We start from the raw sequence: 21,809 nt of genomic DNA on the forward strand, positions 1-21,809 counted from the left end.
GTCAGCCATGCTTTCCCCCCGCTACTGCGTCGCGCACGTCATCGACCACCTCGGCCAGATCCTTGTCGCGCCGACGCTCAATGAAGTTGAACAGCCAACGTACCACCGCCCAGCCCGGCAGCCCGCAGCCGAAGACGAGGCCGAACAGCGCCACCAGGCCAATGTAGTCGCCAGTCCAGGCATGCAGGCCAAAGTGCTGGACCACCGCCGCCCCGCCGCCGACGCTCGACACCACGGTCGAGATGAGGGCGACGGCCCATTCCGCCGTGCTGCGCGGGCGCATCATGATCATGACGACGATGGTCGCCAGGCCACTCGCGCCTGCGGCCACGCCGGCGGTGCCACCGATGGCCTTGAATGCGGCGGCGCCCGCCGCGCCCGCTGCGGCACTGCCGCTGATTGGTTCGGACATATGGATCCCCGGAAATGAAAAAAACCGCCCTAACAGCGGAATGAAGAAAGCGATTGAAGGCTAGTTAGAATTGCGATGTAACGGGCCCGGATCAACCGCAGACAAATGGATGGGAGATATGGAGTGAACGAGCACAAAAAATCCACACCGAAGTTGCACTCCGAGAGGATTACGGTAACCAAGGCGGAAGCGGCTGAGCGGCAGCTCGTGATGGCAATCGATTTGTGGTTTCACGATAGAGACATCCTCGCGGTCCACACCCTTGCGTCAGCGGCCTACCACATCCTGCGCAAGCTGAACAAACATCGGCAAACGGGGTTCGTAGGTGCCCGCGACGCGCTGGTGTCACTCGGGAAATCCAAAGCCGAGCAAACCGAAATTGCGGACGTACTGAACCACCCGGCGAATTATCTAAAGCACGCCGACCGTGACGCGGACGAGTTGCTTGACTACAACCCCGACATGACTTTTCTTCTCTTGGTCGAGTGCTCTCAATCCCTTCAGTCATTGAACGGGCGCCATCCGCCTGAATGCAACGCTGTAATGATGTGGCTAGCTATTGCCTATATAAAGGTCTTCAACAAACGCCACCCCATCTTTGTTGCGACTGAGGGCCCCGTTGAGGAACTCACAAGGGACGGCATTCCCCCAAAGCTGGAAATGCTCGAACTGGCCCGAACCGCAGGGCGAAAGGAAGAAGCTACGCCCACACCCGATATGGCGTCCCCGGCACAGGGGTAACAACGAATCCGGCCAGCGCTGCCTGCTCGCCGACGGTCAGTGGCCGCTCCAGCCGCAGATTCACATGCCAGCCGGGCAGCGCCGTCGGCGGCGTGACCACGTTGCCCTCGGCATCCCACTCGCCACCCTCGTAGATCCTGCCGATGGTCGACAGGTTGACGCCCTCGGCCGGGACGCGGCGCGGCTCGTCGTCCTCGTCCTCGATCTCGATCGTCAGGCCAGCTGCCAGCAGCGCGGCTCGCGTGGTGTCGCGGTCGGGGCCGCGCAGGTAGTAGTCGTGGAACATGGGCACCTCAGATGGACAAGGACGGCAGGGCAGCATCGGCCCCCGGCGTTGGCAGGATGGTGAGTCGACGCATACACGAGCCGAGCGCGTCATCAAACTTCCCGAGCACCAACCGGGACAGGCCCGGCACAGGCGTGTAGGCGATCGACGAAGTGGCCGCACCGTTGACGGACATCGCCACATCGGTAGCACTCAGACGCATTGCGACCTTTGCAAACGAGCCGGCTGCAGGGAGCACCGGGAAATAGCTCAGGCCCGGACCATCGACGCCTGCCGTACGCGGCTGGAAAGTCAGGCGACCATTGGTGTTGTTCACGAATAGCCCAGCTCGATTTGCCGAAGTTCCAGCGTCGAACTGGAAGAGCCCCGGCCATTTCCCGCTGACTAGCGGAGGCACGATGAATTCAGCAATGACCGTGCAACTGGCAGGGTTGATGCCGACCGCCGAGAGAACGGTGCTGATCGCACTGTCGGCGGCGCGCGTCGTGGCGACGCCAGCTGTCGCTATCGGGGACCCCACGGACGCGGCCTGCTCCAATAGGAGCAAGCCAATCCTCAGCGTGAAATCAACGGCGAGCCCGCTGGAATATGTGAACACGGTACCATGACGCACGAAGCCAATGTCCGAGCGATTCGTCACGCGCACGGTCCCCTGCCCGGCCTGTCCAACGGTCCCCGTTGTAGGGACGGTGAACAGCGGGCCGTCGACGGTCCCTAGGAACGATCCGCCCGAGTTGTGCTGATAGAGCCCGTACTTGACGCCGATTCCACTGAGAGAGCCCGCGATCAACCGCATGAAGCCGGATACTGCCCAGGACTGGCCGTTGATGGCCGCAGCGTTCGCGTTGTCCGGATAGAACGCGCCGATTGTGTCGCCTGTGGTCCCTTGCCAACGGATGTCGATGCACGCCATACCATCCTCGACAACCGTGCCAAGGATCGTTCGCGTCAGGCCCAACAGGCCAGCAGTGTTCCAGTTGGTCGGCAGCGTTCCGGGCGAGCCAGCCACGGCACCGGCCATGGTGTTATTGCGAATCGCGTTCGTCCGCTGCTCTTCCATCAACAGCCCGCGCGCGGCAAGCGTGATCGGGTCATAGTCGAAGCGCGGGGCGTTGGCGGCCGACTGCACCAGCAAGCCGCCGGCGCTGAAACTCCAGCCGGCCGACGCGCGAGTGAAAGCGACGACATCAGAGAGGGGTGCGTTACCGAGCATGGTGCCGTTCCAGATCTTGTAGAGCTGATTCACGAAGTCGAGGGACATCGAGCCCTCGGCGTTCAACTGTGCGAGCCCCTGTGCCGCGCGACGCTGCATCATCTGCACCGCCGCGCGCTCTCGCTGCGCCTGAGACATCCTCGCCATGGGTCAGGGCTTCACCGGCCAGACGGTGTCGCGCGGGAAGCCGGCCTGCGCCGTCAGCGCGCGCAGGGCCTTGCGGTACTGGCTCAGCGCCTTCAGCAGCGTCTCGTCCGCCGGCTCCAGCTCGCCGAGCACGAAGCCATCCATCAGCGGCGCGATCCGGCCATCCGCCTCGACCAGCAGGGCATCGCGCTGGGCGCGCGCGGCGGCGGCCAGCTGCTCCGTCTCGAGCGCAACGTCGAGAGTCCATTCCTCGTCCACCCACTTGTGCGCGGGCGACGGCGGCGGCCCGTCGGTCAGGAACGGCGGTAGATCGCCCAGGCCGGAATACTCGGCGCCCAGCTGGAACAGCGAGCCGTCGGCCGTGCGATACAGCGGCACGGCGCGATAGTCGGGCGCCAGCGTCCAACTGCCTTCCGGCCAGTTCTGCGGCGCGTGGCCGGCGGCGTCACGGTAGATCGGTACCGCGCGCTCGGTGCGCGCCGGCGGCGGGGTCGGCGTAGCCCAGCCCGACACGATCGGATCGTCTTTGTCGAGAGGGTTCTCGTCGGCCAGGCCGTTGCACAGGAACTCGCCCGTGGCGGGGTGATAGTTGAAGATTTCCATGGGTTCCTCAGTACTTGATGCAGGCCAGCAGGCCAACGTTGCGCGGCCGGATTTCGCTGCCGGCACCCACAAACCCCTGCACGCCGCCGGAGAGCGCCGAGCCAACAGAGCCGGAAGCGGTAGTGCCGACAGCTGCGGTGCGGAACGTCGCGCTGAGCACGGCGGTGCCGTACAGAGGCGACACGCCTGCGCCGCTCGCATACAGCGGGTAGACGCCACTACCGTCCATCGCGAGCGGCAACAGATGGTTGTGGTCGCGCAGCTGCATGTCCTGCCAGCTGCCGAACGTGCGGCCCGAGTCGGCACCGCGGCCATCGTCCCACCCGCGCAGGAACTCGCCCCGCAGCTCGGGGAGGTTGAAGGTGGTCGAGCCGTCCCCGGCGCCGAACGTCGTGCCGATCTCCGCGAACAGGTCCGCGAAGGTGTTGCGCGACACGGCACCACCGTTCGCCTTCAGGAAGCCCGAGGGCGCCGCGCTCTTCGAATGGAAGACGATCGAGCCGGGCAGTAGGTGCCCGAAGTTCTGCACGCCCAACAGCCCGATGGTCACCCAAGCGGTGTTCCCGGCGTTGCGCATGCGCATGAGGCCCGCGCCCGTGTCCGCCCAGAACTGGTAGGGATAGGTCGTTGTGGGCGCCGACGAGCCGGACTGTTGCGACGCCTGCGCTTGTAGCGCGCCATTCAGGTCGGCGCGAAACGACGCCCCGGCCTGGTTGTCGATCACCAGATCGTTTTGAGACATGTGGCCCTCTCGAAGTTAGTAGCCGACGGCATCACCGAGCAGATCCGGATGCTCGAGCGCCAGCGCGACAAGATCCGCGCGCAACTGGCGAAGCGCATCAAGGAAATCAACGAGCAGATCCAGTCGCTGCAGGCCATCGAGTACACGCCGGCCGAGTCCGTCGCGAGCCCGCTCTGATGGATCGCGCCCGCATCGACCGCAACAACCGCGCGCTGGCCGTGGCCTTCTGGCTTGCCGTCGGTTACGCCACGGTGATGGCCGCGAAGGAGCTGCTGGCGTGATCTACGACCCTCGCTCAAACGCACTGCTGGCGGTCGCGAAGTGCTCGAGCGGCAAGCAATGGGCCGGTGCCATCGGCTTCGGCCTGGCCGCCGGCATCGTGTGGTGGCTCACCGTCGCGCTCGCTGCAGGAGGCTGACATGGACGACGGCGGCATCCAGTACTGGCAGTCCCTCGGCCAGCAAGAAGAGGCAGAGGCAGCTCCCACCCAATCCAACCAGGAGACCAATCATGGCATTCACGAAAGCAGTGCGGAAGAAGGCGAAGCTTCGCCTGGCACTGACCGGCCCCTCGGGCTCGGGTAAGACGCTCGGCGCGCTGATGATCGCGCGTGGCCTGGGCGGACGCGTCGCATGCATCGACACCGAGAACGGTAGCGCGTCGCTCTACAGCCACGTCGCCGACTTCGATGTGATGGAACTCGCACCGCCGTTCACCCCGGAGCGCTACATCGCCGCCATCCGCGAAGCCGAGAAAGCAGGATATGACGTGCTGATCGTCGACTCCACCACACACGAGTGGAGCGGTTCCGGCGGCATCTTGGAGCTGGTCGATCAGGTCGCATCGGCAAAGTTCCGCGGCAACTCGTGGAGCGCCTGGAACGAGCTGACGCCCCGCCACCGCGCTTTCATCGACGCCATGCTGCAGTCCCGCATGCACATCATCGCGACAGGCCGCAGCAAGACCGAGACCGCGCAGGTGGAAGAGAACGGCCGCAAGAAGGTGGCGAAGCTCGGGATGAAGACCGAGCAGCGCGACGGCTTCGAATACGAGTTCACCGTGGTCCTCGACATCGTGCACGACGGTCACTACGCCAATGCATCCAAGGACCGAACGGGCCTGTTCCGCGGCGACGCCAAGCCTATCAGCGAGGAAACAGGGAAGGTGCTCGTTGAGTGGCTGGAAAGCGGTGTCGAGCTGCCGGAGCCGTCCGCAGATGCCGCGCTGCCCCAGGACACCGTCGACCTCGATGACGCACTCCTGACGTTGCGTGAGTGCGCCAACCTGGACGAATTGAAGACCGTCTTCGGCACGCTCTGGCCCAAGGCTACTGCAGTCCAGCGCAACGACATCAAAGCGTCCTACGACAAGCGCAAGGCCGAACTCGAACCCCACGCCGAAGCGGCGTAACCCTTCCCCTCAAGTCAGCGGATTAGAACCATGATCATCACCATCGACATCGAGACCATCCCCGCGCAGCACCCCGCCGTGCGCGCAGCCATTGCCAAGGACATCACGCCGCCCGGCAACTATAAGAGCGCGGAGACCATCGCCAAGTGGGAAGCCGAAAGCAAGCCGGCTGCCGTCGAAGAAGCCTGGCGCAAGACGTCGTTCGATGGCGCCCTCGGCCACCTGGCTGTGATCAGCGTCGCGTTCGACGATTACCCGCCCGCCACGTTCCATGCGTCGGAGCCGACCGTCGACGCCGTGGTGGCGCAAGAGAGGACCGTGCTGCAGGCGTTCTTCAAGTACCTGAACGAGAACTACGATCCGAGCCGCAATCGTCCGCCGTGCTTCGTCGGGCACTACGTGACTGAGTTCGATCTGCGCTTCATCTTCCAGCGCGCGGTGGTCTTCGGCGAGCGCCCGCCAGCGTTCATTCCCTTCCACGCGAAGCCGTGGGATGAGACCGTGTTCGACACGATGACGCGCTGGGCCGGCGCGCGCGGCACGGTGAAGCTGGACAAGCTGTGCCAGGTCTTCGGCTTCTCAGGCAAGGGCGACATCGACGGCTCCAAGGTCTGGGACTACGTCAAGGCCGGCCGTCTGCCCGAGGTGGTTGAGTACTGCGCCGACGACGTCGCGCGCGCTCGCTCCGTCTACAAGCGGCTCACGTTCCAAGCAGCCTAAACGCCCCCTTTGGCCGGCGCGTTCCCGGCCCTTCCCTCCCACCACCGGAGCCCAGCATGCTCGAACTCGAAAACCAACTCACCAAGATCCTGCACATCAACACGCGCAACGAGAAGCACGGCGACGACAACGTGCTGGGCGTGGACCTGAAGCTCCAGGCGCGCGTATCGAACGACCTGCTCGCGCAGTTCTCGCCCACGCTGAAGGCCTCGTTCTATCACAAGGAAGAGTCGGTGCAGGGCAGCCTGGTGACCGATGCCGGCTACCTGCCGAACCTGAAGAATCCGGCGCTGGGCACGGTGAAGTGGGACGGCAACTGGGAGCACCAGAAGCTGACCATCCTGAGCGGCGTGCGCGCTGAGGATGACATCGAACTCGACGACGCCAAGGTCAACAAGCTGTCGTTCGACTTCCAAGAGGGCGGCACCGTCTTCATCAACTTCCGCGTGCAGGCACACCCCGACGAGACGACCACCGCGCGCATTCTCCAGCTGCTCGGCCAAGAGGTGCACATGAGCCTCTCCTACGACGAGCCCGAAGAGCTGAAGGAAGCGGCGTAACCATGAACTGGCCCCTACGCACCCCGGTCCGCGCGGCCGACCGACTGAACGGCGACGTCGTCGATCTCGCGCGCGACTCGTCCGACCTGAAGCGCCAGAACGCCGAGCTGCGTCAGCAGCTGGCCGAGACGCGATCGCTGCTCGACGTGGCGCGCGAACGCAACCTGGTGCTGAGCACTCGCATGCAGCAGATCGAGCGCCTGGCGCACTCGCTGAAGGCCGGCGCGGCCAAGAACCCGATGCAGGCGCTCTCGCGCTGGGTGAAGCACGGCCCGGAGTCGGAGCTGCTGGCAACGCTCACAACGAACAACAAGGACAAGGCATGATCCGCCGCGAGTACAAGACATTCGGTTTCTGCTGCGGCCTCGGCGGCGGCGCCAAGGGTTTCAAGAAGGCCGCTTCGCAGGTCGGCAACATGGTCGCCACCTGGAAGTGCATCGGCGGCATCGATGTCGACCCGGCAGCTGCCCGCGACTTCGAGAAGCTAGTGGGCGTGCCGTGCACGGTGATGGACCTTTTCACGCGCGAGATGTTCACCGCCTTCCACGGCAAAGAGCCGCCGGCGGGCTGGCGTGAGGCGACGCCGAATGACATCAAGCGCGCAGCGGGACACGAGCGCCCGAACTGCGTGTTCATCTCGTCGCCGTGCAAAGGCGCGTCCGGCCTGCTGTCGGAAGCGCTGAGCCGCACGCCGAAGTACCAGGCGCTCAACGAGCTGACGCTGCGCTGCGTCTGGCTGATGTGCGAGGCATGGAAGGATGATCCGGTCGAGCTGATCGTGTTCGAGAACGTGCCGCGGCTGGCGACGCGTGGCCGGCATCTGCTCGACCAGATCAACCAGATCCTGCGCCACTACGGCTATGCCGTGAACGAGACCACGCACGACTGTGGCCAGTTGGCCGGTCTGGCGCAGAGCCGCAAGCGGTTCTTGCTGGTCGCGCGGCACATGGAGAAGGTCCCGGCATTCCTGTACGAGCCCCCGCTGAAGCGCCTGCAGGGTGTCGGTACGGTGCTCGGCCGCATGCCGATGCCTGGCGCGCAGCCTGGTGGCCCGATGCATCGCGTTCCGTCGCTGCAGTGGAAGACCTGGGTGCGATTGGCATTCGTGGAGGCCGGTAGCGACTGGCGCAGTCTGAACAAGCTGGAGGTGCAAGACGGCCACCTGCGCGACTACCTGATCATGCCGGAGCGCCGCAACGGCGCGCTGGGTGTGCTTGGCTGGCAAGAGCACGCCGGCGCGGTGGCGGGCGAATCGCTGCCCAGCAATGGGACGTTCTCGATCGCGGATCCGCGCGGCCCGGCGAACGCTGCGCAATACCAGCAGTACGGCGTGCTGCGCTGGGCAGAAGCATCCGGCGCCATCACTGCCGGCACGAACCCTGGCCAGGGCACGTTCAGCGTCGCCGATCCTCGCCACGCAGGCCCGGCCAAGCACAACAACGAGTTCCGCATCGTGCCGTGGGCTGACGCTGCCGGCGCGGTCACCAGCGCGCACGGCACCGGCCAGTGCGTGCAGGATCCGCGCGCGTCGACGGGCTTCGAAGGCAAGGGCAAGTACCGGATCACAGGCTTCGACGAGCCGGCCGGCACGGTCATCGCGCGCAGCGACACCGGCCAGGGCGCATATGCCGTGGCCGACCCGCGCCCAGGCATGCGCCGCGAGTCGGGCGACCACTACCTGACCGGCGGGCACTACGGCGTTGTGGCGTGGGAACAGCCGAGCGGTGCAGTGTCAGCAGCTGCCGGCCACGACAACGGCCGCTGGTCGGTGGCGGATCCGCGCATCCCCGCGGTGAACGACAAGCTGGTGGCGATCATCCGCGCGCTGGATGGCACGTGGCACCGCCCGTTCACCACGCTGGAGCTCGCTGCGCTGCAGTCGCTGATCGAGCCCGAGGAATATCTCGAGTTGGATGGTCTGAGCGATCAGGCCTGGCGCGAGCGCATCGGCAACGCCGTGCCGCCGGACGCCGCGCAGGCGATCGCCGAGGTGATGGGCACCACTCTGCTGCTGGCAGAGACGGGCGAGACGTTCATGCTGTCGGCCACGCCGGTGTGGGTGCGCTCGGTGGCTGTGGCGCTGTCGGTGTCGCAGCAATCGGAGGTTGTATGAAGATGCATGCCGCATTCGGTTCAATCAAGATCTCCCCAGACCTCCTGACCATCCGGCATAGGGGCACTCAGTTCCGAAGCCGCCTCACATTCTCGGTTTGCCACCGCCAGCAAATTCCCAGCATCATGTGCCGCATTTGCCCAATGCTCAATGCGGTCAACCCGGCCGCTCGGACTCTGCGCAAGCGCGTGCGCGGAACGGTCGAAGAGCCACGCGTTTCGCCCCATGTCTCGCTCGACATATCGCAACAGAGCCCCCGCCCGTGCAATCCTGTGAGCGCAGCGATTTGGAAGCGCAACCAGGGCTGCGAGATCGCTGTGGGTGAGATCAATATGGGCCAACTGGATGTGTTCTTTGATGACGTCGTAGGTATTGCTGTACTTGTCCTTGGGATCGTCATAGAAGTCCAGAAGTGCAGTCGCGAAGGAAATCTCTCGAATAGCAACCGAGATGCTCACACTGGCACGCGCAGCAACCAGATTGGCCTGATCGGCCGCTGCTCGGCGCCTCCGCTTCCCATCAAGAAGGGATATAGCGAGGGCTGTGAACACAGCGCCAATAGTGCCCAATGCCGTGAGGATGTCCCAAGCATCCTTCTCCGGCTTGAAAGTGAACTTCCATGCGGTGGCAATAGCGATGCCGCCAAAGAGGCCACCCAGAAGGCAGCCGATGATCACACGGCTATCGTCACGCAGGTTCACGATCACCCCTCCATTTTTTGGAGGGCATCGTAGCATGACGGTAACCCGCCCCGTCCTCCGGTATCACGGCAGCAAGTTCCGCCTGGCGCCGTGGGTGATGAGCTTCTTCCCGGCGCACAGTTGCTATGTTGAGCCGTACGGTGGTGGCGCCGGCATCCTGCTGCAGAAAGAGCGCGTGCCGGCCGAGTGCTACAACGATCTCGACGGCTTAGTGGTGAATGTGTTCCGCGTGCTACGCGACCAGGACAAGGCGCTCGAGCTGCAGCGACGGGTGTCGCTTACACCTTTCTCGCGCGAGGAATTCGACTGGTCCTATGAGCCGGCCGTCGACGACATCGACAGCGCGCACAAGTTGATCGTCCGCTCGTTCTTCGGCCACGGCTCCGACAGCGCCACGCGCGGGTGCCGCACCGGTTTTCGGTCGAAACTAACCGACGGCCGCGGCCTGCCGTCGGCAGAGTGGATGCGCTGGCCCGATGCCATCCCGACCTTCACGCGGCGCCTGCAGGGAGTACTGCTGGAGAACCGAGACGCGATCGAGGTGGTCGCCCGCATGGACAACCCTGGCACGCTGATCTACGCGGACCCGCCCTATGCGCACACCACCAGGTCGGCAATCCAGGGCAGATCGGCGAAGACGCACGGGTACCGGCACGAAATGACCGACGACGACCATCGCCGACTGGCCGCAGTACTCCGCCGCTCGAGCGCGATGGTAGTGCTGTCCGGCTACCCCAGCAGCCTCTACGACGACGAGTTGTTTCCCGACTGGGAGCGCCACGAGCGCCGGCATATGGCCGACGGCGGCCGCGCGCGCACCGAAGTGGTCTGGCTCAACCCGGCATGCTCGTCCGCGATCGAGCGGCAGCGTGCGCAGATGGAATTGATCGCATGACGCGCGCTACTCATTCAAGGCCGCTTGTCTTCACCAGGTGCGGGCGGAAGGTACGAGAGCATCTCCGTCAGGAACGCTTCCTCGACATCATCGTACTCAGGCGTGCCACGCACGCAGTCCTCTGGGTTCTTCAACCCCTTCGCCTTGCGGATCGCGCGAACGGAGTCTTCGAAGTTGCGGGCCTCTTCCCGAAGGGGATGGTCGTAGGGGAGTTCATGGAGCGGCTTGGAAGTCATGCATCCGTTGACGGCCGCATTCCCGAATACTTGAGATGTAGTAAGCGCCATTTATCCCGAATTATTCAAAATCGATAATTAGCAACCACATGCGTATCTGCCAATGAAGTGAGTATGGAAGCAGCAGCGCGCTCTATTATCGAAACAACCCGGCAGGACTGGGAGAAGCGGATGGAATCACTGACCCTAAGCAAAGAAGAGATCATCGAGGCCACCGGCTACCGGCGCGCCGCCGAGCAGCTGGAGGCGCTCAACAAGGCCGGTATCCCGGCGGACCGCCGTCCCGATGGCAGCGTGCGCGTCTGGCGCCACCACATCATGGGTGTCGGCAGCCAGCCGGCGCAGAAGCAACAACGCCGCCGCGGCCCCGAACTCGCGTCGGATAGGAAGGCAGCATGATCGGTCGCCGGAAAAAGGCCTCGCCGCTTCCCTCGCGCGTCTATGAGAAGCACGGATCTTGGTGGTTCGTGGACATCAAGCGGAAGTGGCACAAACTGTGCCGTGTCGAGGAGGGGCTAACCAAGCTCTACACGGAGCTGGCGCGGTTCAGCCGGGAGGCCGATGCCAAGCCGACGAACAACATGCCGGCGCTCATCGATGAATGGCTGGTGCAGAAACTGCCGAAATATGCTCTGGGCACGCGCGAGGAATATCGGCGCATGGCCACCTTCCTCAAGGCCGAATTCGACCGAGAGTGGATGCCTGAGGACGTGAAGCCGCGGCATGTGGCGCGATTCCTCGATAAGCACTTTTCCACCAAGCCGAACGCCAGCAACAGTACCGCGCCCTGCTCTCGGTGATCTTCACCTATGCCGTGCGCAAGGGGCTGTGCGATCGAAACCCGGTTCGGGAGGTGGCCGGAGCCAGCGAAGGCAAGCGGGATCGCTATATCACGGACGCCGAGCTGGACGCTGTCCGGGCCGCGGCGCAGATTGGCAAGGACGGGAAGTCGACGCCATCCGGCCTGGCCATCATGGCGCTGATCGACCTGGCATATCAAACGGCCCAGCGCATCGGGGATTTGCTCGAGCTGAAGTGGTCAGACGTGAGCGACGAAGGCATCCTATTCCACCCGGCCAAGACGGTGAATAGCAGCGGCGTGCGGATGCTCGTAGAGATGACTCCCGAGTTACAAGCCACGCTGAACATGGCCAAGGGCGGCAAGGTGAAGGCGATCGGCCCCGTGATCAGCACCCAGACGGGCGGCAAATTCACCTATAGCGGCGCCCAGACGGCCTGGAAGCGAGCATGCCAGCGGGCGCTGGAGAGCTATGAGGCTAGCTGCAAGAATGTGGGGAAAGAGCCTGATGCATTACACCTGACGGGTATGCATTTCCATGACCTGCGGGCCAAGGCACTAACTGACAAGGGAAGAACGGAGGGTGCCGCAGCGGCCCAAGCACTCGGTGGGCACACTACGGCTGAGATGACGGCGCACTACACGAAGGCTCGGACACTAGAGCGAGTCACGCCGGTATCGAGAACTCGAATGAACTAGGGCTCAACGACCTGCCTTCCAGGCTACACGTTCCATCTTTATAGGAATGGCTCGCAGGATCTCGTTGATGATCTGGTGGTACTGAACATCTTTATGGAGGTACTGCTCCATCATTTCGATCACTGCCCCCTTCTTCCCGTCTTCAGTTTGCATCAACAATGGAACTATGGCGAAGCGATCACCCTTTTTTCGCTTCTCGGCCATTGCATGGTCAACCTCCGTCGCCAACCAATCTTTATCTTGGAAATGCGGAGTCACGAAAAACACTGCAGCACATGAAGACACCATACCCTCTTTGATTGCGCGCTCGAGATTCGCTCCGGCGGGCATCATGTCCTCATCAAGCCAGGGGTCTAGTCCAATCTCCCTAAGCGTCTTCGCTACGTCCCGGACGATCCCCTTGTCGATAGACTTATGGCTAAGAAAGATCCGCTTCGGACGATCCTGCTCAACTTCTGCCACGTATCTCTCCTTTTCTGCTTCGAACAAGATTGCAGCAGCCTCTTGAACCACACGGACCGCCCGTCCATCGCCTTGCACTGAAAACTCGATGCCCGGCAAAGCGATGACCTTAGGTACGATGAATGAGATTTGCTGCATGACCCGCAGGAAATCCTCGGGCAGTTCCCCTACTCCGAGCAGCGTAGCAGCGTCATCTACCACACCCAGACACGCATCGGCTAGGCCGATCTCTGCCAGCGGACCGGCAATATGCGTCGGAATATGACGTGATGAACCGCCCGAAACGACGAGGAGAGAACCTTGATCACCAAAACAAAAGATCAGATCCCGTTTATGGAGGGGAATGTAGCCTCGCGCTATATCCGGGTGACCACCCAGCATTTGATCCAGATGGCGTTCGATTTCGGCGAGGGTGTCCGAGTAGGGACGAAAGACAACGGTACCAAAGACTTTCGCGTGCGTGTAGTCGGTCCAAGACATCGAGTACCCCTGCTATATGCAGTACATAACAGATCGCCGCAAACCAACCCATACGTCAGCCAACCGGACGGCCGGGATGGCTCGTTGGCAGCCAAGTTAGACAACGCTGCTCAAGTTAGACAAAAGGCCTAGCGAGTAAAACCCGCTAGGCCTTCTTAATACTGGTCGGGGCGAGAGGATTTGAACCTCCGACCACCTGCACCCCATGCAGGTACGCTACCAGGCTGCGCTACGCCCCGAAAGAAAAAGATTATAGCAGAAGCAATTCTCAGCTGGCTAGACCTTAATGCACTTTTTATTCGTGCCGCGCGATCTGCCTGAGTTGCGCGAGCAGGTGCTGGACTTCCACCAGCTCATTGCGCAGGTTGTTGATGTCGAGCGAGAAGACCGGTGCCTCGTCGGCCGGCACCGCTGCGACCACTTCCTGCTCGTCTTCGGCGGGCGCATGGCTTTGCTGGCGGCCTTCGTCGAGGCGATTGCGCGCGCCGTTGATGGTGAAGCCCTGCTCGTACAGCAGATCGCGGATGCGACGGATCAGCAGGACTTCGTGATGCTGGTAGTAGCGCCGGTTGCCGCGCCGCTTGACGGGCTTGAGCTGCGTGAACTCCTGCTCCCAATAGCGCAGCACATGCGGCTTGACAGCGCAAAGCTCGCTGACTTCGCCGATGGTGAAGTAGCGCTTGGCGGGAATCGGCGGCAACGAAATGCGTTCGCTGGGTCTTTCCGACATACGGTGAATGGGCGGGCTTCAGGCCGTGCCGGCAGTGGTTGTGGTGTCCGCGCAGGCAGGCACGCGGACGTGCGAGCCGATGCGGATCGGCAGATAGCTGGACAGGATAGCGACTGGCCGTGCTGCTGGCAAACGATCAGCCCGGCACCGCCAGGCCGGCGCGCTCTTCCACCAGGCCCTTGAGCTTCTGGCTGGCGTGGAAGGTCACCACGCGCCGTGCGGTGATGGGAATGATCTCGCCGGTCTTGGGATTGCGCCCGGGGCGTTGCGGCTTGTCTCGCAACTGGAAGTTGCCGAAGCCGGACAGCTTGACGCTGTCGCCATGTTCCAGCGCTTCGCGAATCACGTCGAAGAAGGCCTCGACCATGTCCTTGGATTCGCGCTTGTTGAGACCGACCTGGTCGAACAGCATTTCGGCGAGTTCGGCCTTGGTGAGCGTGGGTACCTCGGCTGCGCGGGCGTCGGAGGCCTCGTCATCGAGAGATGCTGCCTGCCGGTCGCCTGCCTCACCCATTGCTGCGGCCATGAGATGCGCGTGTCGATCGTTCATTGTCATTCAGTGTGCGATCCGCCCGGATGCGGAGGTCCGGGCGCTCCATTGTCATGTCAGCTGGTGGATCAGCCGCGCAGCCGCGCCTGGAATGCGGCGCCTGCGGCTTCGACCATGCAACGCACCGCGCTGTCGACGGTTTCGTCCTGGAGGGTCGCCCCAGTATCTTGCAAGGTCAGGCGGAACGCAAGGCTTTTCTCGTCCGCGCCGATGGCCGCCGAAGCCGCCTTCGGGCGGAATTCGTCGAACAGCACGAGGCTCTGGCAGTAGCGGCCGTAGCCTTGTTTTTCCAGGGCATCGCGCATGGCGTCGAGCAGGTCCTGCACGCGCACGGGCTGCTTCACCACCAGCGCCAGGTCGCGCACGGCGGCCGGGAACTTGGAGATTTCGGTGTAGCCCGGCAGCCCTGCTTCGCGCAGCGCCTGCAGGTCCAGCTCGAACACCACCGGCGCCTGGCTGAGCTCATACTCCTGCAGCCAGCGCGGATGCAGTTCGCCGATCACGCCGGCCACCTTGCCGTCGATCACCACTTGCGCGGCCCGGCCCGGATGCAGCGCGGGATGCGAGACCGGCTCGAAGCGCGCCACGCGCGGATGCAGCAGCGCCTCGACATCGCCCTTGACGTCGAAGAAGTCCACCGGGCGCGTTGCCACGCCCCATTGCTCTTCAGAGGCCGGGCCATAGGCGATGCCACCTGCCACCATCGGCTGACGATAGCCGGCCACGGTCAGTCCGCCGTCCGCCACCGATGCATCGCGATGGAACACGCGGCCCACCTCGAACATGCGCACGCGCGCGGCCTTGCGGTTGAGGTTGTAGCGCACCTTGTCGAGCAGGCCGCCGATCAGCGTCGAGCGCATCACCGCAAGCTGGCTGGCGATCGGGTTGAGCAGGCGGATCGGATTGTCGTTGCTGGCGAAGTCGCGTTCCCACTTCTCTTCGACGAAGGCGAAGTTGATCACTTCCTGGTAGTCGCGCGCGGCGATCGCGTGGCGCACCACGTGGGTGGAGCGGCGCGCCTCGTCGGTCGGGCGCATCTCGCTCTCGGCCACCGGAGGACGTGCCGGGATGCGCTCGAAGCCGTAGATGCGGGCCACTTCCTCGATCAGGTCTTCCTCGATCTCGATGTCGAAGCGGTAGCTCGGCGGCGTCACCACGAACACCTCGCCATCCGCGCCCTGCTCGCGCGTGAAGGAGAGCTGCAGGCGCTGGAACACGTCGGCGATTTCCGCCGGCGACAGTTCGATGCCGAGCACGCGCTCGGCGCGCGCCACGCGCAGATGCACCGGCTTGCGCTGCGGCAGGTTGACGACCTGGTCGTCGACCGGGCCGGCCTGGCCGCCGCAGATGTCGAGGATGAGCGCGCTGATGCGCTCGATGTGCTCGACCGTGGTGGCGTAGTCCACGCCGCGCTCGAAGCGGTGTCCGGCATCGGTCGCGAAATTGAAGCGGCGCGAGCGGCCCTGGATCGCTTCCGGCCACCAGAAGGCGGCTTCGAGGTAGATGTTGGTGGTGTCGAGCGTGACCGCGGTGCTGTCGCCGCCCATGATGCCGGCCAGGCTCTCGATTTCCTTGTCGTCGGCGATCACGCCGACCTGCTCGTCGAGTTCCACGGTATTGCCGTTGAGCAGCTTGAGCTGTTCACCCTTGCGGGCCCAGCGCACGTCCAGCCCGCCGTGGATCTTGTCCAGGTCGAACACGTGCGACGGGCGGCCCAGTTCGAGCATCACGTAGTTGGAGATGTCCACCAGCGCCGAGATGCTGCGCTGGCCGGCGCGCTCGAGGCGCTGGACCATCCATGCCGGCGTGGCCGCGCGTGCGTTCACGCCGCGGATCACGCGGCCGGAGAAACGGCCGCACAGGTCGGGCGCCGACACCTTGACCGGCAGCTTGTCGGCCAGCGTCACTGCGACCGGCTTCATCTCCGGCAGCGTCAGCGCCGCGCCGGTGAGCGCGGCGACTTCGCGCGCCACGCCGTGGATCGACAGGCAGTCCGCCTTGTTGGGCGTGAGCTTGATGACGAAGACCTGGTCATCCAGGTCCAGGTACTGGCGGATGTCCTGGCCGATCTTTGCATCCTCGGGCAGGATCATCAGGCCGCCGTGGTCTTCCGACAGCTTGAGCTCGCGCGCGGAGCACAGCATGCCGAAGCTGTCTACGCCGCGCAGCTTGCCCACCTTGATCTCGAACGGCTTGCCGCCCGCCTCGGACGGCGGCAGCACCGCGCCGACCAGCGCGCACGGCACCAGGATGCCGGGCGCCACGTTGGGCGCGCCGCACACGATCTGCAGCGTCTCGCCGGTGCCGGCATCGACCTGGCAGACATTGAGGCGGTCGGCGTTGGGATGGCGTTCGGTGGAGAGCACGCGGGCCACCACCACCTTGTCGAACGGCGGCGCGACCGGACCGACCTCTTCCACTTCGAGCCCGGCCATGGTCAGGCTGTGCGAGAGCGCATCGGTGGAGATCTTGTCGGGATTGACGAAACTGCGAAGCCAGGATTCCGAGAATTGCATGGCGCTTCTGATCCGGTAAGTATTCTGTTCTGTTGAGTCGGTGACGTAATGCTCGGACGCGTGCGCGGCCTCAGGCGAACTGGCGCAGGAAACGCGCGTCGCCTTCGAAGAACAGGCGCAGGTCGTTGATGCCGTAGCGGAGCATGGTCAGGCGTTCGAGGCCGGAGCCGAAGGCGAAGCCGATGTAGCGCTCGGGGTCCAGCCCCATGTTGCGCAGCACGTTCGGGTGCACCTGGCCCGAGCCGGAGATCTCCAGCCACTTGCCCGCATTTTTCCCCTCCTCGAAGGCCATGTCGATTTCCGCCGACGGCTCCGTGAACGGGAAATACGACGGGCGGAAGCGCACCTGGATGTCATCGCGCTCGAAGAACTTGCGCAGGAAATCTGCGTAGACGCCCTTGAGGTCGGCAAAGCTCACGTCCTCGCCGATCCACAGGCCTTCGACCTGGTTGAACATGGGCGAGTGCGTGGCGTCGCTGTCGACGCGGTAGGTGCGCCCCGGGCAGATCACCTTGATCGGCGGCATGTCGCGGCCCTTGTACTTCTCCACGTGCATGCGCGCATAGCGGACCTGCATCGGGCTGGTGTGGGTGCGCAACAGCAGGAGCTTGTCCTCGCTGTCGCGGCCGTCCACGTAGAAGGTGTCCTGCATCGAACGGGCCGGATGGTTGTCCGGATTGTTCAACGCGGTGAAGTTCATCCAGTCGGTCTCGATCTCGGGGCCGTCGGCCACGTCAAAGCCGACCGAGCCGAAGATCTGCTCGACGCGTTCCCAGGTACGCATCACCGGGTGCAGGCTGCCGCGCGCCACCGCGCGGCCGGGCAGCGTCACGTCGATGGCCTCGGCGGCCAGCCGCGCGTTCATCAGTGCATCGGCCAGCGCCTGGCGGCGCGCGTTCAGCGCGGCTTCGACCCGCTGCTTGGCCTGGTTGATGCGCGCGCCTTCGCTCTTGCGCGTTTCCGGGTCGAGCTTGCCGAGGCTCTTGAGCAACTCGGTAAGCGCGCCGGTCTTGCCGAGAAAGCGGGCTTTCTCGTTTTCCAGCGTGGCGTTGTCGTTGGCGGCGGCGAAGGCGGCCTGGGCGTCGGCGACGATTTGATCCGGATCCAGAGACATGGCGGCGGTCGGCGATAGATTTGGCGTCCGGGTCACGCGGGGCCCGGGCGTGGGGTTGGCACTAAGTGCGATGTAGATGCCGGGCCCCGCGCGGCACCGGGCGGCGCGGAGCTCGTTTCGGATGCCGTCTTGCCCACCGCGCTTCGCAGCCCGGCGTAGCACACGCAAAAACGGCATTCGAAATAAAAACGGGGCTCGGTGAGGAGCCCCGTTTCTTGCAGGTCCGCCGGAAGTCGAGTCCGGTGGAGATGCTGTCGACCTTGCGGTCGGTGCTTGCCCCCGGCCTGCCACGCGGTTAGCGCGGCAGGCCGGAGCCGGCATCAGGCAACGGAGGCTTTCACCTGGTTGACGATGGCGGCAAAGGCAGGCTTGTCATGGATAGCCATGTCCGACAGCACCTTGCGGTCCAGTTCAATCGAGGCCTTCTTCAGACCGTTCATGAACACGCTGTAGGTCATGCCATGCTCGCGCGTAGCAGCATTGATACGCGCAATCCACAGAGCGCGGAACACGCGCTTCTTGTTGCGGCGATCGCGGTACGCGTACTGGCCAGCACGCATGACCGCCTGCTTGGCGATACGGTAGACGTTATTGCGACGGCCGCGGTAACCCTTGGCAGCGTCAATGACTTTCTTGTGGCGGGCCCGTGCAGTGACCCCACGCTTTACTCGAGGCATGAAATGCTCCTTTCGTTTTCGTTAGGGGTTATGCGTAAGGCATCATTGCGCGAACGGACTTCAGGTTCGTCTCATGGACGTCCTGGGTGCCGCGCAGTTGACGCTTATTCTTGGTGGTCTTCTTGGTCAGAATGTGACGCTTGAAGGCCTGGCCACGCTTGAACGAACCATTCGGACGCGCAGTAAAGCGCTTGGAAGCGCTTTTCTTGGTCTTCATCTTCGGCATGAAAAACTCCAGCTCTTTGACATGCATGCAGGTGGCCGGCTAGCGCCGACGCTTGCATAACCCGCATCCACTTATTGTTGCGCGAGGCCGCGAGCGGCCATCTGCGCTGCATTCGCACGCCGCCACGCCCGGCGGAATTCTCCACCGGGCCGCGGCAACGCGCAGAATCTTACTTCTTCTTCTTGGGAGCCAGCACCATCACCATCTGGCGCCCTTCCATCTTCGGCATCTGCTCGACCTGGCCGACTTCTTCCAGATCCGCCTTCAGGCGTTCGAGCACACGCGCGCCGATTTCCTGGTGCGCCATCTCACGGCCGCGGAAACGCAGCGTGATCTTGGTCTTGTCGCCGTCTTCAAGGAAGCGCTTAAGGTTGCGCAGCTTGACGTTGTAGTCGCCATCATCCGTACCCGGCCGGAACTTGACTTCCTTGACCTGGATGATCTTCTGCTTCAACTTGGCGTCGTGCGCGCGCTTGGCTTCCTCGTACTTGAACTTGCCGTAGTCCATGATACGGGCAACCGGAGGCACCGCGGTCGGCGCGATCTCCACCAAGTCCAAGTCCTTATCCTCAGCCAGGCGAAGCGCGTCCATGAACTTGACGATGCCGAGTTGCTCATTATCAACCCCGACCAGGCGCAATTCGGGTGCGCTGATTTCGCGATTGATGCGATGACCTTTGTCTGTAGCGATGTTGCGTTACCTCAAGAAGACAAAAAACAAGCCGTGCTCATCCCATCAGGCTTTGCTGGCAACGTCCTGTTGCAGACGCTCCACAAACGCGGAAACAGGCATCACACCCAGATCCGCATTGCCACGGGCACGCACGGCCACTTGATTGGCATCCCGCTCCTTGTCGCCCACCACTAGCAGGTAGGGAATCTTCTGAAGGGAATGCTCGCGGATTTTATACGTAATTTTCTCGTTACGCAAATCCGCCTTAGCCCTAAATCCTTGTTTTTGCAGAAGTTGCACGACGTTTTCGGCATATTCTGCCTGTGAGTCGGCAATATTCAGCACTACGACCTGATCCGGCGCCAGCCAGGCTGGCAGCGCGCCCGCATGGTTTTCCAGCAGGATGCCCAGGAAGCGCTCGAAGGAGCCCAGGATGGCCCGGTGCAGCATCACGGGACGCTTGCGCGAATTGTCCTCGGAGACGTATTCCGCACCCAGGCGCTCCGGCAGCACCAGGTCGAGCTGCAGCGTACCGCACTGCCACGAGCGGCCGATGGCATCCTTGATGTGGTATTCGACCTTCGGGCCGTAGAAGGCACCCTCGCCCGGCAGTTCTTCCCACTCCACGCCACAGGCGCGCAACGCCAGCCGCAGGCCTTCCTCGGCGTGATCCCACACCTCGTCCGAACCGGCGCGCTGCTCGGGGCGCAGCGACAACTTGACCGCCACGTCCTTGAAGCCGAAGTCGTCGTAGACGGAGAAGGCCAGCTCGTTGAAAGCCTTGGCCTCGGCGACGATCTGCTCTTCGGTGCAGAAGATATGCGCATCATCCTGCACGAAACCGCGCACGCGCATCAGGCCGTGCAGCGCGCCCGAGGGCTCGTTGCGGTGGCAGGCGCCGAACTCGGCCAGGCGCAGCGGCAGGTCGCGGTAGGAGCGCAGGCCGTGGTTGAAGATCTGCACGTGGCCGGGACAGTTCATCGGCTTGATCGCGTAGTCGCGCTTCTCCGACTCCGTGACGAACATGTTCTCCTTGTAGTTCTGCCAGTGGCCCGACTTCTCCCACAGCGAACGGTCCATCACCTGCGGCGTGCGCACTTCCTCATAACCGGCCTGCGTCAGGCGGCCGCGCATGTATTGCTCCACCGCCTGCCACACCTGCCAGCCCTTCGGGTGCCAGAACACCATGCCAGGCGCCTCTTCCTGCAGGTGGAATAGGTCGAGCAGCTTGCCCAGCTTGCGGTGGTCGCGCTTCTCGGCTTCCTCCAGCATGTGCAGGTAGGCTTCCTGGTCTTCCTTCTTGGCCCAGGCCGTGCCGTAGATACGCTGCAGCATCTCGTTCTTGGCGTCGCCGCGCCAGTAGGCGCCGGCCACCTTCATCAGCTTGAAGACCTTGAGCTTGCCCGTGGAAGGCACGTGCGGGCCGCGGCACAGGTCGACGAACTCGCCTTCGCGGTACAGGCCGATTTCCTGGTCCTGCGGAATCGAGGCAATGATCTCGGCCTTGTACTTCTCGCCCATCGACTCGAACAGCTTCACCGCCTCGTCGCGACTCCAGACCTCGCGCGTCACCTTCTCGTCCTTCTTGGCGAGCTCGGCCATCTTCTTCTCGATGGCAACGAGGTCCTCGGGCGTGAAGGGGCGCTTGTAGGCGAAGTCGTAGTAGAAGCCGTTCTCGATCACCGGACCGATCGTCACCTGCGCTTCCGGATACAACTCCTTGACGGCGTAGGCCAGCAAGTGCGCCGTCGAATGGCGGATCACGTCGACGCCGTCGGCGTCCTTGTCAGTCACGATGGCCAGGCCGGCGTCCTGCTCGATCAGGTAGCTCGTGTCGACCATGCGGCCGTCCACCTTGCCGGCCAGGGCCGCCTTGGCCAGGCCGGCGCCAATGCTCTGCGCCACTTCTGCGACCGTCACCGGGCCGGGAAACTCGCGGCGGGAACCATCCGGCAGCGTGATTGCGATCATCTTGCACCTCATCAGGAATCCGCCCGCCGGTCTCGTTGTCTCGGCAAGCGGATGAAAAGCATCTTGTAGCACCGGGCGACCATGCATCGGCACGGGCCAGGCAGCGGGGACTTTCACCCGGTCGGATCCACCG

The 21,809-nt window shown here is 63.7% G+C and carries 28 protein-coding genes and 1 tRNA gene; 12 read left to right on the forward strand and 17 right to left on the reverse strand.

Annotated elements, in window-relative coordinates:
- Position 1 precedes the first annotated feature (1 nt).
- A complete protein-coding gene (locus tag AC1DKV_RS06370) occupies positions 2-412 on the reverse strand; it encodes a hypothetical protein (RefSeq protein ID WP_441616305.1) in 411 nt (136 codons plus the stop codon).
- Positions 413-535: 123 nt separating this feature from the next.
- Here AC1DKV_RS06370 and AC1DKV_RS06375 point away from each other — a divergent pair, with 123 nt between their 5' ends.
- Positions 536-1,153, forward strand: a complete 618-nt coding sequence (locus AC1DKV_RS06375; protein ID WP_441616307.1) for a hypothetical protein — start codon at positions 536-538, stop codon at positions 1,151-1,153.
- Here AC1DKV_RS06375 and AC1DKV_RS06380 read toward each other — a convergent pair.
- Genes AC1DKV_RS06380 through AC1DKV_RS06395 form a run of 4 tightly spaced genes read right to left on the reverse strand, consistent with a single transcriptional unit; the run spans position 1,113 to position 4,144 of the window.
- Positions 1,113-1,445 (reverse strand): hypothetical protein, encoded by a 333-nt coding sequence (locus AC1DKV_RS06380; protein ID WP_441616309.1) that lies wholly within the window; start codon positions 1,443-1,445, stop codon positions 1,113-1,115. The two genes, AC1DKV_RS06375 and AC1DKV_RS06380, sit on opposite strands and share 41 nt — an antisense overlap.
- A gap of 1 nt (position 1,446) precedes the next feature.
- Positions 1,447-2,790, reverse strand: a complete 1,344-nt coding sequence (locus AC1DKV_RS06385; protein WP_441616311.1) for a phage head spike fiber domain-containing protein — start codon at positions 2,788-2,790, stop codon at positions 1,447-1,449.
- Positions 2,791-2,802: 12 nt separating this feature from the next.
- Entirely contained in the window at positions 2,803-3,402 is a 600-nt protein-coding gene (locus AC1DKV_RS06390; RefSeq protein ID WP_441616313.1) for a phage tail assembly chaperone, read from the reverse strand.
- Between the two features lie 7 nt (positions 3,403-3,409).
- Entirely contained in the window at positions 3,410-4,144 is a 735-nt protein-coding gene (locus tag AC1DKV_RS06395; protein ID WP_441616315.1) for a phage tail protein, read from the reverse strand.
- Here AC1DKV_RS06395 and AC1DKV_RS06400 point away from each other — a divergent pair, their 5' ends adjacent.
- From AC1DKV_RS06400 to AC1DKV_RS06430, 7 genes are all read left to right on the forward strand, one after another.
- Complete coding sequence (locus tag AC1DKV_RS06400; protein WP_477137510.1) at positions 4,145-4,321, forward strand: hypothetical protein; 177 nt, start codon at positions 4,145-4,147, stop codon at positions 4,319-4,321.
- A gap of 100 nt (positions 4,322-4,421) precedes the next feature.
- A complete protein-coding gene (locus AC1DKV_RS06405) occupies positions 4,422-4,562 on the forward strand; it encodes a hypothetical protein (RefSeq protein WP_441616389.1) in 141 nt (46 codons plus the stop codon).
- Between the two features lie 92 nt (positions 4,563-4,654).
- Complete coding sequence (locus AC1DKV_RS06410; protein WP_441616391.1) at positions 4,655-5,554, forward strand: ATP-binding protein; 900 nt, start codon at positions 4,655-4,657, stop codon at positions 5,552-5,554.
- Positions 5,555-5,584: 30 nt separating this feature from the next.
- Positions 5,585-6,274 (forward strand): 3'-5' exonuclease family protein, encoded by a 690-nt coding sequence (locus AC1DKV_RS06415; RefSeq protein ID WP_441616393.1) that lies wholly within the window; start codon positions 5,585-5,587, stop codon positions 6,272-6,274.
- A gap of 56 nt (positions 6,275-6,330) precedes the next feature.
- Positions 6,331-6,834, forward strand: coding sequence for a hypothetical protein (locus AC1DKV_RS06420; protein ID WP_441616395.1), 504 nt, complete (start codon positions 6,331-6,333; stop codon positions 6,832-6,834).
- Positions 6,835-6,836: 2 nt separating this feature from the next.
- Positions 6,837-7,160 (forward strand): hypothetical protein, encoded by a 324-nt coding sequence (locus tag AC1DKV_RS06425; protein WP_441616397.1) that lies wholly within the window; start codon positions 6,837-6,839, stop codon positions 7,158-7,160.
- Complete coding sequence (locus tag AC1DKV_RS06430; protein ID WP_441616399.1) at positions 7,157-8,947, forward strand: DNA cytosine methyltransferase; 1,791 nt, start codon at positions 7,157-7,159, stop codon at positions 8,945-8,947. The genes AC1DKV_RS06425 and AC1DKV_RS06430 overlap by 4 nt, the downstream gene beginning before the upstream one ends.
- A gap of 20 nt (positions 8,948-8,967) precedes the next feature.
- Here AC1DKV_RS06430 and AC1DKV_RS06435 read toward each other — a convergent pair whose 3' ends face one another.
- Positions 8,968-9,648, reverse strand: coding sequence for a hypothetical protein (locus tag AC1DKV_RS06435; protein WP_441616401.1), 681 nt, complete (start codon positions 9,646-9,648; stop codon positions 8,968-8,970).
- A 34-nt stretch (positions 9,649-9,682) separates the two neighbouring features.
- On the opposite strand from AC1DKV_RS06435, the gene AC1DKV_RS06440 reads away from it, so the two are divergent.
- A complete protein-coding gene (locus tag AC1DKV_RS06440) occupies positions 9,683-10,543 on the forward strand; it encodes a DNA adenine methylase (RefSeq protein ID WP_441616403.1) in 861 nt (286 codons plus the stop codon).
- A gap of 14 nt (positions 10,544-10,557) precedes the next feature.
- Here the strand turns inward: AC1DKV_RS06440 and AC1DKV_RS06445 are convergent, their stop codons facing one another.
- On the reverse strand, positions 10,558-10,779 hold the full coding sequence (locus AC1DKV_RS06445) for a hypothetical protein (protein WP_441616405.1): 222 nt from the start codon (positions 10,777-10,779) through the stop codon (positions 10,558-10,560).
- 171 nt (positions 10,780-10,950) lie between these two features.
- Between AC1DKV_RS06445 and AC1DKV_RS06450 the strand changes: the two genes are divergently transcribed.
- Genes AC1DKV_RS06450 through AC1DKV_RS06460 form a run of 3 tightly spaced genes read left to right on the forward strand, consistent with a single transcriptional unit; the run spans position 10,951 to position 12,277 of the window.
- A complete protein-coding gene (locus AC1DKV_RS06450) occupies positions 10,951-11,178 on the forward strand; it encodes a DUF4224 domain-containing protein (protein WP_441616407.1) in 228 nt (75 codons plus the stop codon).
- Positions 11,175-11,579 (forward strand): hypothetical protein, encoded by a 405-nt coding sequence (locus AC1DKV_RS06455; protein ID WP_441616408.1) that lies wholly within the window; start codon positions 11,175-11,177, stop codon positions 11,577-11,579. The genes AC1DKV_RS06450 and AC1DKV_RS06455 overlap by 4 nt, the downstream gene beginning before the upstream one ends.
- The gene (locus AC1DKV_RS06460; RefSeq protein ID WP_441616410.1) at positions 11,576-12,277 is read left to right on the forward strand and encodes a tyrosine-type recombinase/integrase; all 702 of its coding nucleotides are present in this window, start codon (positions 11,576-11,578) and stop codon (positions 12,275-12,277) included. Before AC1DKV_RS06455 ends, AC1DKV_RS06460 begins: the two co-directional genes overlap by 4 nt.
- 3 nt (positions 12,278-12,280) lie before the next feature.
- Here AC1DKV_RS06460 and AC1DKV_RS06465 read toward each other — a convergent pair whose 3' ends face one another.
- From AC1DKV_RS06465 to thrS, 10 genes are all read right to left on the reverse strand, one after another.
- Positions 12,281-13,219, reverse strand: coding sequence for a toll/interleukin-1 receptor domain-containing protein (locus AC1DKV_RS06465; RefSeq protein ID WP_441616412.1), 939 nt, complete (start codon positions 13,217-13,219; stop codon positions 12,281-12,283).
- Between the two features lie 162 nt (positions 13,220-13,381).
- Positions 13,382-13,458: transfer RNA gene (locus tag AC1DKV_RS06470), tRNA-Pro, on the reverse strand.
- Between the two features lie 56 nt (positions 13,459-13,514).
- Positions 13,515-13,949, reverse strand: coding sequence for a MerR family transcriptional regulator (locus AC1DKV_RS06475; RefSeq protein WP_441616414.1), 435 nt, complete (start codon positions 13,947-13,949; stop codon positions 13,515-13,517).
- Positions 13,950-14,085: 136 nt separating this feature from the next.
- Positions 14,086-14,499: an integration host factor subunit alpha gene (locus AC1DKV_RS06480; protein ID WP_441616416.1), complete on the reverse strand. Its 414-nt coding sequence runs from the start codon at positions 14,497-14,499 to the stop codon at positions 14,086-14,088.
- Between the two features lie 68 nt (positions 14,500-14,567).
- Positions 14,568-17,015, reverse strand: coding sequence for a phenylalanine--tRNA ligase subunit beta (gene pheT / locus AC1DKV_RS06485; protein WP_441616418.1), 2,448 nt, complete (start codon positions 17,013-17,015; stop codon positions 14,568-14,570).
- A 70-nt stretch (positions 17,016-17,085) separates the two neighbouring features.
- Entirely contained in the window at positions 17,086-18,129 is a 1,044-nt protein-coding gene (pheS, locus tag AC1DKV_RS06490; protein WP_441616420.1) for a phenylalanine--tRNA ligase subunit alpha, read from the reverse strand.
- A 320-nt stretch (positions 18,130-18,449) separates the two neighbouring features.
- Positions 18,450-18,806, reverse strand: a complete 357-nt coding sequence (gene rplT / locus AC1DKV_RS06495) for a 50S ribosomal protein L20 (protein ID WP_092595867.1) — start codon at positions 18,804-18,806, stop codon at positions 18,450-18,452.
- Between the two features lie 28 nt (positions 18,807-18,834).
- Positions 18,835-19,032 carry a 50S ribosomal protein L35 gene (gene rpmI / locus AC1DKV_RS06500; RefSeq protein ID WP_006575466.1) on the reverse strand — a complete coding sequence of 66 codons (198 nt, stop codon included), beginning with the start codon at positions 19,030-19,032 and terminating at the stop codon, positions 18,835-18,837.
- A gap of 169 nt (positions 19,033-19,201) precedes the next feature.
- Complete coding sequence (gene infC, locus AC1DKV_RS06505) at positions 19,202-19,723, reverse strand: translation initiation factor IF-3 (RefSeq protein WP_081651578.1); 522 nt, start codon at positions 19,721-19,723, stop codon at positions 19,202-19,204.
- Positions 19,724-19,768: 45 nt separating this feature from the next.
- The gene (gene thrS / locus AC1DKV_RS06510) at positions 19,769-21,676 is read right to left on the reverse strand and encodes a threonine--tRNA ligase (RefSeq protein ID WP_441616423.1); all 1,908 of its coding nucleotides are present in this window, start codon (positions 21,674-21,676) and stop codon (positions 19,769-19,771) included.
- Positions 21,677-21,809 lie beyond the last annotated feature (133 nt).

This window comes from Cupriavidus sp. 05T41, assembly GCF_056396525.1.